The 12,449-nt window shown below is 60.4% G+C and carries 12 protein-coding genes; 4 read left to right on the top strand and 8 right to left on the bottom strand.

Features of this window, described 5'->3' with window-relative positions; genetic code table 11:
• Positions 1-8 precede the first annotated feature (8 nt).
• Positions 9-737 carry an aspartate/glutamate racemase family protein gene (locus PSEUDOMOFG3G_RS07045; RefSeq protein WP_139049496.1) on the top strand — a complete coding sequence of 243 codons (729 nt, stop codon included), beginning with the start codon at positions 9-11 and terminating at the stop codon, positions 735-737.
• Between the two features lie 210 nt (positions 738-947).
• Here the strand turns inward: PSEUDOMOFG3G_RS07045 and PSEUDOMOFG3G_RS07040 are convergent, their stop codons facing one another.
• From PSEUDOMOFG3G_RS07040 to PSEUDOMOFG3G_RS07015, 6 genes are all read right to left on the bottom strand, one after another.
• Entirely contained in the window at positions 948-1,643 is a 696-nt protein-coding gene (locus tag PSEUDOMOFG3G_RS07040; protein WP_047228267.1) for an HAD-IA family hydrolase, read from the bottom strand.
• A 196-nt stretch (positions 1,644-1,839) separates the two neighbouring features.
• Entirely contained in the window at positions 1,840-2,199 is a 360-nt protein-coding gene (locus PSEUDOMOFG3G_RS07035) for a hypothetical protein (RefSeq protein ID WP_139049495.1), read from the bottom strand.
• A 90-nt stretch (positions 2,200-2,289) separates the two neighbouring features.
• Positions 2,290-2,493 carry a hypothetical protein gene (locus PSEUDOMOFG3G_RS07030; RefSeq protein WP_139049494.1) on the bottom strand — a complete coding sequence of 68 codons (204 nt, stop codon included), beginning with the start codon at positions 2,491-2,493 and terminating at the stop codon, positions 2,290-2,292.
• A gap of 69 nt (positions 2,494-2,562) precedes the next feature.
• Positions 2,563-2,730 (bottom strand): hypothetical protein, encoded by a 168-nt coding sequence (locus tag PSEUDOMOFG3G_RS07025; RefSeq protein WP_171061338.1) that lies wholly within the window; start codon positions 2,728-2,730, stop codon positions 2,563-2,565.
• 193 nt (positions 2,731-2,923) lie between these two features.
• Positions 2,924-3,340, bottom strand: a complete 417-nt coding sequence (locus PSEUDOMOFG3G_RS07020; protein WP_047228264.1) for a glycine zipper domain-containing protein — start codon at positions 3,338-3,340, stop codon at positions 2,924-2,926.
• 680 nt (positions 3,341-4,020) lie between these two features.
• Complete coding sequence (locus PSEUDOMOFG3G_RS07015; RefSeq protein WP_139049493.1) at positions 4,021-6,213, bottom strand: response regulator; 2,193 nt, start codon at positions 6,211-6,213, stop codon at positions 4,021-4,023.
• A gap of 392 nt (positions 6,214-6,605) precedes the next feature.
• Between PSEUDOMOFG3G_RS07015 and PSEUDOMOFG3G_RS07010 the strand changes: the two genes are divergently transcribed.
• The 3 genes from PSEUDOMOFG3G_RS07010 to PSEUDOMOFG3G_RS07000 all read left to right on the top strand — a co-directional run bounded on the left by PSEUDOMOFG3G_RS07010 (position 6,606) and on the right by PSEUDOMOFG3G_RS07000 (position 8,170).
• Complete coding sequence (locus PSEUDOMOFG3G_RS07010) at positions 6,606-6,866, top strand: hypothetical protein (protein WP_139049492.1); 261 nt, start codon at positions 6,606-6,608, stop codon at positions 6,864-6,866.
• The gene (locus tag PSEUDOMOFG3G_RS07005; RefSeq protein ID WP_139049491.1) at positions 6,863-7,627 is read left to right on the top strand and encodes a Fic family protein; all 765 of its coding nucleotides are present in this window, start codon (positions 6,863-6,865) and stop codon (positions 7,625-7,627) included. The genes PSEUDOMOFG3G_RS07010 and PSEUDOMOFG3G_RS07005 overlap by 4 nt, the downstream gene beginning before the upstream one ends.
• 264 nt (positions 7,628-7,891) lie before the next feature.
• On the top strand, positions 7,892-8,170 hold the full coding sequence (locus tag PSEUDOMOFG3G_RS07000) for a short-chain dehydrogenase (RefSeq protein WP_139049490.1): 279 nt from the start codon (positions 7,892-7,894) through the stop codon (positions 8,168-8,170).
• A gap of 140 nt (positions 8,171-8,310) precedes the next feature.
• Here the strand turns inward: PSEUDOMOFG3G_RS07000 and PSEUDOMOFG3G_RS06995 are convergent, their stop codons facing one another.
• On the bottom strand, positions 8,311-10,008 hold the full coding sequence (locus PSEUDOMOFG3G_RS06995; RefSeq protein ID WP_047228255.1) for an L-lactate permease: 1,698 nt from the start codon (positions 10,006-10,008) through the stop codon (positions 8,311-8,313).
• 249 nt (positions 10,009-10,257) lie between these two features.
• Positions 10,258-12,435: a malate synthase G gene (locus PSEUDOMOFG3G_RS06990; protein WP_139049489.1), complete on the bottom strand. Its 2,178-nt coding sequence runs from the start codon at positions 12,433-12,435 to the stop codon at positions 10,258-10,260.
• Positions 12,436-12,449: the final 14 nt, after the last annotated feature.

Raw genomic sequence — 12,449 nt, 5'->3', positions numbered from 1 at the left:
GACAGCTCATGCGAATTCTTGTGGTCAACGTCAACACCACCGAATCCATCACCCGGGCCATCACCCAACAAGCCCAGGCCGTGGCCGCGCCGGGCACCGAGATCGTCGGGCTCACGCCGTACTTCGGCGCCGACTCCATCGAAGGCAATTTCGAAAGCTACCTGGCCGCCATCGCGGTGATGGATCGGGTGATGGCCTACGATCAGCCGTTTGATGCGGTGATCCAGGCCGGTTACGGCGAACATGGGCGCGAAGGCTTGCAGGAACTGCTCAATGTACCGGTGGTGGACATCACCGACGCGGGCGCCAGCACCGCGATGTTCCTGGGCCACGCCTATTCGGTGGTCACCACCCTGGACCGCACCGTGCCGCTGATCGAGGACCGCCTAAAGCTCTCCGGCCTGTTCGATCGCTGCGCCTCGGTACGCGCCAGTGGCCTGGCAGTGCTGGAGCTTGAGCAAGATCCGCAACGGGCGGTGGAAGCCATCGTGCAGCAGGCAGAACTGGCAGTCAGTCAGGACAAGGCCGAAGTGATCTGCCTGGGTTGCGGCGGCATGGCCGGGCTCGATGAGCAGATCCGCCAGCGCACCGGGGTGCCGGTGGTCGATGGCGTGACGGCGGCGGTGACCATTGCCGAAGCCCTGGTGCGGTTGGGCTTGTCCACCTCGAAAGTGCGCACCTATGCCACGCCTCGGCCCAAGACCATTATTGGCTGGCCGGGGCGGTTTGGGCGGTGAATTCACAGCTCTGAATCACATCGCCCCCCATCGCGAGCAGGCTCGCTCCCACAGGGATTTTGGGTGGTCGCAACATGTGCGGTCGCCACAAAACCAATGTGGGAGCGAGCCTGCTCGCGATGGGGGGGTTCGGCGCCTGATCCAGGCCATAAAAAAACGCCGGTCATGGGTAATACCATGACCGGCGTTCTGTTGTGCCGCGATGTGTCGTCAGGCCCACTCCAGCTCTGGCAAACCGCACAGGCCTGGCTGGAAGATCTTCAGGGAACGAATGATCGCGTCGGCATGGGCGTATTTTTCGTCGGCCATGGCCGAATCCGGAATGGCAATGGCAGTCATTCCCGCCGCTTTCGCCGCAGTCACCCCGAACGGTGAATCTTCGAATACCAGGCAATCGCGGGGTGCAACGCCCAGGCGTCGGGCGGCAGTGAGGAAGATATCCGGTGCCGGCTTCGCCGCGCCCACCTCCGGGTCATCCGCTGTGACGATGAAATCGAACAACGCGAACCAGTCCCGGTGCAGCGTGGTTTTCAGTGCAAACGACTGGCTCGACGAACTGGTGCCCACGGCAATCGGAACGTCATGGGCCTTCAAATGCCGCACCAGTTCTTCTGCACCGGGCATCGCCAGGGCGTGCGGAAAGCGTTCGCGCATCAAGGGCTCGCGGATCACCAGGAATTCTTCCGGGGTGATCGGCAACTCCAGCGCCTGAACGACATAGCGGGCCAGATCCCCGGCCCCACGTCCGATGATGTTCTGCTTGACGCTCCAATCAAACGTGCGCCCGTAACGCTCGGCGATGATGGAGGTCACCTCGGTGTAAATGCCCTCGGTGTCCAGCAACAGCCCATCCATGTCGAATATCACAGCTTTGATCGGGCCAAGCTCTTGCAGCGGTGCTTTCATCGCATCTGATCCGTTATCACAAGGTTCCAGAGATGGCTCAGGTTTGGCCAGAGCAACGTGTTCACCTTAAAGGATTCAGCAGGATAACGAGAGTGGCTTGGCACAGGCAACGGGAAATCTGTGTGGGCGACTGTTGCAGCGAGGGCACTTGCCCCCTCGCCGCAACAAGGATCAGCTTCAGATGATGAGCAATGCGTTATTGGCTGGAACCACTCGAACCGCCGTCATCGGAGCTACCACCGCTGTCGCTGGTTCCGGCCCCGGTTCCACTGCTGGAGGCATCGCCCCCCATGGAACTGCCGCCGCTCATTGAGCCGCTGCCCGTACCGGGACTGGTGCTGCTGCCACTGGCGTCGCTGCCATTACCGCCCTCCACGGAACCCGGCGGCAAAGCGCCTCCCGTGCCCGATGGCGTGCCGGCTTCCATCTCGGTGGAAGGTGGCATCCCGCCCTTATCTACGGGGGGATTGCCGCCCGAAGACTGGGCGAAAACCGCCATGGAGCTGACCGACAGAATCCCGGCCAGGGTCAGCGCGGTCACATTTGATTTCATCATGGTGAGTCTCCCTTTTTAAGGTTACCTACCTGATGTGTGGCAATCGTGAATGGCCGATGGTGCCGATAAATCGACGGGCGGAACCGGCAATCAGCTCGGTTCGCCGGAGGCGTCGTTACCGGCAATGTCCGGATCGTCCGGGCTCGCCTCGATATCCTCATCGTCACTCGGCACCTGCTCTACCCCGGCGTCGTCGTCAGGCGGGCGCTGGTCCCGGCTCAGCGAGTCGGTTGGCGAGGGCAGCGGGTATTCCGGGGTTTCATCGTCGTCAGGGACAGGCGAATCGACAGTCATGGCAACCTCCTGATGACGGGACAACACGTCATGCAGTTTTGAGAACACGGGCGGTCAGCTTGAGCGACCTCAATCGTAGGACTCGTCCTCGATCTCAGCGTCTTCCACCTCTTCACCCTCGATCAAGGGCACCTGGGCATCGTCCATCAGCGAGCCGGGGTCTTCATTGCCCGGATCATTGACGAAAGGAACGCCCGACGGGCCTTTTTCTTCCGTACCTTCGGTTTCCGGCGTCATGACGCACCTCGCAATTGCTGATGGATGTATGAGTTCGAGGTGCGCAGAGGGGAAACGTTCCGGGTAAATAACCCGGTAAAGAAAACGCCGGACAGCCCTGTGGCCAGACAACCCTGTGAGCAGATAAGCCGCAAACCCATGGAGAACAAAAAACCCGGCTCACAGGCCGGGTCTTTCTCATCCAAACATGCGCTTAACGATGTTTGTTCTTATGTTTGTGCTTGTGCTTCTTACCACCCGAATGACCATCGTTGTCATTGGACAGGTTGCTACCCAATGCACCACCCGCCGCGCCACCAATACCTGCGCCGATGGTGGAGCCCGTCGAGCCGCCCAGGCTGTTACCGACAATCGAACCGCCGGCCGACCCCAAACCACCGCCAATGGCCGCTTCCGTACGGCTGCCCTTACGCGCCCCCACCGCACTGCCGGCTGCACCACCGACACCGGCGCCAATGGCCGCGCCTGTGCTGCCGCCCATCTGTTGGCCGACTACGTTACCCAACGCACCGCCCAGACCACCGCCAACCGCAGCAGTACCGTCACCGGCAGCCATCGCGCCTTGAGCAACCACAAGCCCAAGCACCAAGGTGGATAAAGTCAAACGCATGATAGAAACCTCAAGAATGCCGCATCGGGGAAAGATGGCCGGTACGCGCGGGCGTCAGTCTACGCCAGATAGCGTCGGGCCATGTCACTTGGACAACAAACGGAGAGGTAGTTTTATGACAGGCAAAAAAAAGCCCGCTGGGGAAACGGGCAGGTACTGCGGTTACTGCTTTCTAACGGATGAGCCAAGATTACGCGCCCGCTTGTGAAAGAAACGTGAAAGAAACCGTCGAAAAAAAAAGATGAAAAATATTTATGCCAGAGGCTGGAATGGTGTCGTGGCGGGGAGCTTGCTCCCTCGCCACGATGACAGGACTGAATTGTAGAGTTGCAACGTTACTTCCTGACCGGGACCCTGGGCAGGAACTTGGCCTTTTCCCCTCGCGGCACTTTGGACACCTTGGTCCTGATGGATTTGATCGGCTCGTCGCCAAAGTCCGCCCTATAGGCCGATTGCCCACACTGCAAACCTTCATTGATCGGATATGCGGCTCCGTTATCCTCGCTGTACGGTGCTCCCATCGCCTTTCCCCTTTTCGTCGAGACCCACACCGGCAACAACCCGTTGCCTGAAAAATATAGGCCTTCACGACTTTCAGACTAGTCGGTCATCAAAGGACTGATTATTCAGGCAAGCGTCTGGCCGACGAATGGAGCTGCGTGACTTGCCCACGGACCGCTTTATTCAATCCGCCCCGCCATCGCGCGGCTCAAGATCCGGGAAACCTGATCGGCCGAATAGGGCTTGGATAGAAACTCGAAATCTTCATGGCCACGGTGGGCCAGCTCCTCGCTATAACCCGACGTCAGGACCACCGGCAGATCCGGGCGGCGCCGGCGCAGTGCCTTGGCCAGGGCAATGCCGCTGATGCCGGGCATGACGACGTCGGAAAATACCGCGTCGAACGCCATCGCATCCGGGCCAACCATGTCCAGAGCCTCCTCGGCGTTGGTCGCCCAGGCCGTTTCGTAGCCCACATCCTGCAGGATCTGATTGGCAAAACGCCCGACCTCCAGGTTGTCCTCCACGATCAACACCCGACGCTTGCCCTTTTCCAGCAGCAGGGGCGTTGTTTCCTCCCGGTTGGGCTCATCAATCTCTTCGGGCTCGACTTCCGGCAGGTACAAGGTAAACACCGTCCCCTCCCCGACCACGGTCGAAACATCCACGTTGCCGCCAGACTGTTTGGCAAAGCCGAACACCTGGGACAACCCCAGCCCGGTGCCCTTGCCCACTTCCTTGGTGGTAAAGAACGGCTCGAAAATATGCTCCAGGACTTCTGCCGCAATACCGGTGCCGGTGTCCGCCAGGGCAATGGCGGCAAAAGACTGCCCGGCTCCCGCGTGACCTCGGATCGGCGGCATGCCAGCACCGCCAATGAGCCGCAGCGACAACGTGCCTTGCCCATCCATGGCATCCCTGGCATTGAGGGCCATGTTGATCAGCGCCGTTTCAAACTGGCTCAAGTCAGCGCGGATGTAACAAGGCCGGTCGCTCAGCTCGACCTTGACCTGAATCCGCGCCCCCGTGACGGTCTGCAGCATGTCGCCGAGGCTTTGCACCTGCTTGCCCACATCGATGACTTGCGGTTTCAACGGCTGACGCCGGGCGAAGGCGAGCAACTGGCTGGTCAGCTTGGCGGCACGCTCCACCGTCTCGGAAACCGCCGTCATGTAGCGGTTGCGCCGCTCATCGGAGAGGTTAGGCATGCGCAGAAAGTCGACGGAGGAACGAATGATCGTCAGCAGGTTGTTGAAGTCGTGGGCCACCCCGCCGGTGAGCTGGCCGATGGCTTCCAATTTCTGCGACTGGCGCAGGGCCGCTTCGGTCTGTTTCAGGCGCGTGGTGCGTTCCTCGACCCGCTCCTCCAGTGTCGCGTTCAGTTCCGCCAGGGCCGCGAGCCCCTCACGCACGGCGGCGTCCGCGCGGGTCCGCTCGATGTGAGCCCAGGATCGTTCGGTCACTTCCATCAGCAGCGCCAGATCGTTGCTGGACCAGACCCGCGGCGTTTTGTCGTGGATGGCCATCAATGCGGTCAAACGTCCGTTCTTGATCAGCGGCACGCAAATGGTCGCGGCGATACCGATCGCCTGGAACGTCGCCGCTTCCTCGGGCGCCAGCTCCTTGAGGTTATCGTTGACCACCAGGGGTTTGCCAGCGCGCAGGTTGGCAACCGCCAGCCGACCGAAATCCGCCAGTCGGTAATGCCCGACAATACTGGGTGACCCCGCCCGAGCCCAATCACCGCGAATGGTGAAGCCATCCTCGTCCTCATCCATATCCGCATAGGCGCAATTGGACAGGTTCAGGTGCGCCGCCAGAATTCGCGTGGTGGTGGCCATGATGGCCTGCGGGTCGGTGGCATTCGCCACGGCATTGCCAATGGCATCCAGCACCGCCAGGCGCTGGGTCATGAACACCGTGGAAGTGGTCTCGGTGACGGTGTCCAGCATGCCCACGACCTTGCCGAACTGATCACGGATGGGGCTGTAGCAGAACGTGAAATACGCCTGTTCCAGGCCGCCGCCACGCTCGATGATCAGGGGGAAATTCTCGATATAAGTCGCCTGCCCCTCGAAGGCCGCCCGCACAATCGGGCCGATGTCGCTCCAGACTTCCTTCCACACCTCATCGAACCGCCGACCCAGCGCTTGGGGTTTATTGCCGAGGATGGGCACGAAGGCATCGTTGTACAACGTGATCAGGTCCGGCCCCCACACGATGGCCTGAGGGAAATGCGAGGCGAGGCTCAACGCTACGGTGGTCTTCAGCACATCGGGCCACTGCTTCGGCGGCCCGAGCGGACTGGCGTCCCAATCGTGGGCGCGTACCCGTTCAGCCATCTCTCCATAGCTTTGCAGCCAGTCTGTCATTGCGATCGATCCTTCTCAGCCGCCAATACAATCAGGGGGAAGCGGTTGTGACCCCAAGCCGGGCCGTATTATCCCGCGCCGGAGGGGAATGCGCGATTGGATTGTGGGACGTGTAGGGCTGTAAATGGGGGTGGAATGGCGGAATTGGCTGATTGAGCTACGGAAATATCCCACATGTGATTGGGAAACCTCTCGCCAAGGCGCTCGCACGAATTGTGCCGGTGTCTTTCCACATGAATTCCGAGCGGTTGTGAGTGAGACGGGGCCCGGCGGATCCTCGGCAACATTAATGCAATCGACATGGCGGATTCGGTTTGATATTGGCTTGGCGGCCGGTGAAGACAGAAAAACCACTCCATGCTATGGTTTGGCTGTAAGTAGAGGACTTTCCGATGATCCAAACAACTGCTGACAGCGTCGCGAATCAGGTCCGTAGGCTTGCTAAAGCCCATAAGGTCACGACTGAAATTGATGGCATCAGTCGTATGGCCGTGACTATCACCCGCTTGGCTGGGGATGGCGTCACGCTCGACGCAATTGAACAGTTGCTCGTCAATCTAAAGAGAAAGGGTATTCTGAGCAAATCTGAGATATTGACGCTCCAAGGACGCTATCTTCAAGAGAAGAGGCGTTCCAAGAAACTGAGCGCATGAGTTTTGATCCGTTTGGCGACTTCGAAACGGCTGGGTATCTGCGAAACTCGCTACAGCTCAAGGATCCCCTTGAAGTAAAAGAATCCGAACATCTTTCGTTTGAGTCGAGTATCGAAGACGCCCTTGCCTATTTGGCGAAGAAAAGGCCCATCGACTACAAGTCAGTACTCAACGTTCACAAGATCCTCTTCTCGGGCTTTTACCCGTGGGCAGGGCAAGATAGGTACGAGCTTGTACCTCACCTTGCAGTCTTCAAGGGGTCACACCACGATCCCCGCAGCACCGCCTTCGAGCGCCCGGACCTCATCAAAATGTCCGTTGACTATGCGCTGAAGCTGGCAGCCGATACAAAGCGCTTTAGAGATCGCCCTGGCGAGGTGATGGGCCAGCTGGCTTTCGCACACCCCTTCCTGGACGGCAACGGCCGCACGATTCTATTGGTCTTTATGGAACTCTCCTATCGAGCCAAATTTGCCATCGACTGGTCAAATACAAGCAAGGATGACTACCTGCGGGCACTCAGCGACGAAATTCGAGAGCCTTTCAAGGGGCATCTCGATCACTATCTGAAGCCGTTCATAATGGAAATATCCAGTCGTGATGAGTGGCCAGAAACGATCAACGGCATCAGAGGCTTGGATGGCCTGGATAAGGAAGACATCACTTACGCAAGCCTCGACAACCCGCAAGTACAGCAGATCTACAAGACGTACCGGGCACAGCCAATCAATTCTCAGGCCTTTCCTGACTCGGATGACTGAAAAAACCGCAAACCGACTCGGGCATAGTTGCTTTCACAGATCCAGGCAGCCGGAGCGATTGCTTCGATTAGGGGCTGAGTTGTAAGACGTGTAGCCCAGACACATACAACCAAGGCACCGTCCTACAAATGATTGGGAATCCCCTTCCCTATCAATCCCTTGCGTAGTTTTTGCGGTGGCACCTATAGTCTGGGCGTCGCCCAAATGGCGACCGGGTTTGGCGACTCGATTGACACAATTCCTTCACCAACACAGGGAATTGATATGAACCAATACATGAGCCTTACCAGCAACGCCGACGACCAACCCCTCTACGTCGATACTTGCGCCCCGCTACACATCCTGCTCGATGCAGCCGCCTACCGAATCCGTGCCGCTACTCAGTTCCTTGAGAATTTTGCGATGCGCGATGAGCAGAGCGTCGACCCTGCGACTCTTCAGGATTTGGCACAGCTTTGCTGCATTCCGCTGCGTGACGGTTGCGACGTGATGGATGTGATTGCCAGGCGACTGGATGCGGCGCCGGCGGGTACCCTTCTATAAAACGCCAGACACTACAAAGCCCCTGATTCATCACGAATCAGGGGCTTTCATTTACAACCTGTCAACAGATGCGCTGGTTTAGCTCCGGTGGACTCGCCTGACCGAAGCTGCCCGCCCCATCGGCGGGCAGCCTGCAGGTTTCAGGACTTCGTCAGCGGATCGCTGATACCCAGCAGATAGAAGCCGATCATGCCGATGATACCGGCCAGGACGATGTAGTACAGCGTCGGCAGCATGGTTTTGCGCAGGGTGATGCCTTCGCGACCCAGCAGGCCGACTGTCGCCGACGCCGCCACCACGTTGTGGATGGCGATCATGTTACCGGCCGCCGCGCCTACCGATTGCAACGCCACCATCAGCGCGCCAGAGATGCCCAACAGTTGCGCGGTGTTGAACTGGAACTGCGCCAGCATCAGGTTGGACACGGTGTTGGAGCCGGCGATGAATGCGCCCAGTGCGCCCACCGCCGGGGCGAAGAACGGGTACACGCTGCCGACACTGTCTGCGACCAGACGCGCCATTGCCACCGGCATCGACACCAGGTCCGATCCGTTCACCCCTGAGTTGATCAGGATACGCACCATCGGGATGGTGAAGATCAACACGAAACCGGCGCCCAGCAAGGTTTTGCTCGATTCACTCACGGCCGCCACCAGTTCGCTGGCGCGCATGCGGTGCAAGAAGAATGTCATCAGCGCCACCACGCAGAGCAAACCACCTGGCAGGTAGAGCAGTTCCAGGCTGGCGGACACGCCCGTCTCACCCAGAATGTCTTTGGCCCCGAAGCTCAGTGACAGCAGCCAGGCCTTGAGCGGTGGAATGTTGCGCGACAGCACCAACAACACGGCCAGCAGCACATAGGGTGCCCAGGCCATGGGGACGGAAATCGCTTTTTTGCCGGCCATGTCGTCGAGCTTCATCTCAATCCTGCCCATCCACTCCGCTGGCCACTCGCTGGCCGGGGCAAAATCCCAGGTGGTCTTGGGCAACAGGAAGCGCGCTTTGGCAGCCGGGATCACAATGCTCAGGCCCACCAGGGCACCAATCATCGAAGGGAATTCCGGACCGAGGAACACTCCGGCGGCCGCGTAAGGAATGACGAAGGCGAGTCCGGTGAAGATCGCGAACGGTGCCATGACCAGGCCTTCGCGCCAGGATTGGTTCTTGCCGAAGAAGCGGGTCATGATGCTGATCATGATCAGCGGCATGAGAATCCCGCAAAGGGCATGGATGATCGCCACCCGCGAGACGATCAAATGGAAGAACACGTCCCAGTTGCTGCCCACAGCAGCCAGTTGCGCGCCAAGACCGGTCTGGTCAAGGCCGCCTGTGACCCCGACCACCATGGGCGTACCGACGGCACCAAAAGACACCGGAGTGGACTGTACCAGCATGCCGAGTACCACCGCGGCCATGGCCGGGAAGCCCAACGCGACCATCAACGGCGCGACTACCGCCGCAGGTGTGCCAAAGCCCGAAGCGCCCTCGATGAAGCAGCCGAACAGCCAGGCCACGATCAGCGCCTGGACCCGACGGTCCGGGCTGATATTGGCAAAGCCACGGCGAATGGAGCTGATGCCGCCGGAATGCTTGAGGGTGTTGAGCAACAGAATGGCACCGAAAACAATCCACAGAATCGCCGCCGTCAGGACGAGGCCCTGCAGCGAGGACGCCAGGACCCGATTCAACGTCATGTCCCAGGCCCCGAGGCCGATCAGCGCCGTCAGTACGAAGACCACGGGCATGGCGTATTTGGCTGGCCAGCGAAAGCCGATCAGTAACACGCCCGCCAGTACCAGCGGCACGAAGGCCAGGATGGACAGCAGTGTTTGACTCATGGTTTTGGTTCCTTTTTATTGTTGTGAACCACAGTTTGCCGGGGGTATCCGGCGCCACGCATCCAGAGCACAGGTGCTCCGCGAACCGCGTCGACAGGGGATCACCCGTCGCCGCGCTCATGCTCAAGGGCCCCGGCAGCCATGGGCTGTCGGGGCCTGTTGTATTGCGCCCCCGCTAAAGCAGCGGCTTTCGGGGTTGCGGTCACGACGCACACCGCAGCCCCTCGACGATTGAAGAGCGTGTCTCCCTCAGGCCTGTTGCTTGAACCGCAGACGCCAGGCGTGCAGCAGCGGTTCGGTGTAGCCGCTGGGTTGCTCGCGGCCCTTGAACACCAGGTCGCAGGCGGCCTGGAACGCCATCGAGGCCGCATAGTCATCGGCCATGGGGCGATACAGCGGATCGCCAGCGTTCTGCTGATCGACCACCTTGGCCATGCGCTCAAGGCTTGCGCGCACCTGAGTCTGGCTAACGACGTTGTGGTGCAGCCAGTTAGCAATGTGTTGGCTGGAAATACGCAGGGTGGCGCGGTCTTCCATCAGGCCGACGTTGTGGATATCCGGCACCTTGGAGCAACCCACGCCCTGCTCGACCCAGCGCACCACATAACCGAGGATGCCCTGGCAGTTGTTGTCCAGCTCTTGCTGGATCTGGCTGGCGTTCCAGTCAGGCTCGGCCACCACCGGCACGCTGAGCAGGCCATTGAGCAGGTCGTCGCGCTGACTGTTGAGGTCGATGGCTTCCAGCTCGCGCTGCACCGCCTGCACATCCACTTGGTGGTAGTGCAAGGCATGCAAGGTGGCGGCGGTCGGCGACGGGACCCAGGCCGTGTTGGCGCCGGCCTGGGGATGGGCGATCTTCTGCTCGAGCATGGCGGCCATCAGGTCCGGCATGGCCCACATCCCCTTGCCAATCTGCGCCCGACCACGCAGACCGCAGCTCAAGCCAACCAGCACGTTGTTGCGCTCGTAGGCCTGGATCCAGGCGCTGCTCTTCATGTCGCCCTTGCGCAGCATCGCGCCGGCCTCCATGGCGGTGTGCATCTCATCACCGGTGCGGTCGAGGAAGCCGGTGTTGATGAAGGCCACCCGCGCCGCCGCGCTGGCGATACACGCCTTGAGGTTGATGCTGGTGCGGCGCTCTTCGTCCATGATCCCCATCTTCAGGGTGTGCCGGGGCAAGTGCAGCAGGTCTTCGATGCGCGTGAACAACTGATCGGCAAAGGCCACTTCAGCCGGGCCGTGCATCTTCGGCTTGACGATATAGATGCTACCGGTACGCGAGTTACCGTGGCGCTGGAGGTCATGCAGGGCGATCAAGCTGGTCATCACCCCGTCGAGGATGCCTTCGGGGATCTCGAGGCCTTCGCCGTCGAGGATCGCCGGGTTGCTCATCAGGTGCCCGACGTTGCGCACAAACAGCAACGAACGGCCGTGCAGCTTCAACGCACCGCCAGCGGCAGCGGTGTACTCGCGGTCCGGGTTGAGACGGCGCACGATAGACTTGCCGCCCTTTTCCAGCGCTTCGCTGAGGTCGCCTTTCATCAGGCCGAGCCAGTTGCGGTAGATCAGCACTTTATCGGCGGCATCGACCGCTGCGACGGAGTCTTCGCAGTCGAGAATGGTCGACAGCGCGGACTCCACCAGCAGATCCTTGACCCCTGCGCTATCGCTGGCGCCGATCGAGCTGCCGGCATCGATCTGGATTTCCACGTGCAGACCGTTGTTTTTCAGCAGCACCGCTGTCGGCGCGCTGGCCTGGCCCTGATAACCGACGAACTTGTCGGCCTGGGCCAAACCGGTCTGGGTGCCGTCAGCCAGGGCCACCTGCAGTTGCCCCTCACTGACCCGGTAATTGACCGAGTCGGCATGCGAGCCCATGCGTAAAGGCGCGGCCTGATCGAGAAACGCACGGGCGAAGGCGATGACTTTGTCACCACGCACCTGGTTGTAACCCGGGCCCTTTTGAGCACCACCGTCTTCAGCGATGGCATCGGTGCCGTACAACGCATCGTACAAAGAGCCCCAGCGCGCATTGGCGGCGTTCAACGCGTAGCGGGCATTCATCATCGGCACCACCAGCTGTGGACCGGCCTGGTGGGTGATCTCGCTGTCAACGTTGGCGGTGCTGACCCGTACCGTGTCTGGCTGCGGCAACAGGTAGCCGATGGACTCGAGAAAATCGCGATAGGCCGGCATGTCGCTGATCGGGCCTGGGTGCGCGCGGTGCCAGCTGTCCAGCTTCGCCTGCAGCGCATCGCGCTCGGCCAGCAGCGCACGATTGTGCGGCGCCAGGTCATGCACCAGGGCGTCGAAGCCGGCCCAGAACGCCTCGCGTTCAATCCCGGTGCCGGGCAGCACTTGCTCGTCGACAAAACGTTGCAGGTTGACGGCCACTTGCAGGCGCTGGCAGTTCACGCGATCAGTCATTTTCACTCTCCAAA

The sequence above is a fragment of the Pseudomonas sp. FG-3G genome, from assembly GCF_901007645.1.
GTDB lineage: Bacteria > Pseudomonadota > Gammaproteobacteria > Pseudomonadales > Pseudomonadaceae > Aquipseudomonas > Aquipseudomonas rhizophila.
This window is presented reverse-complemented; position numbering and strand designations above follow the sequence as displayed.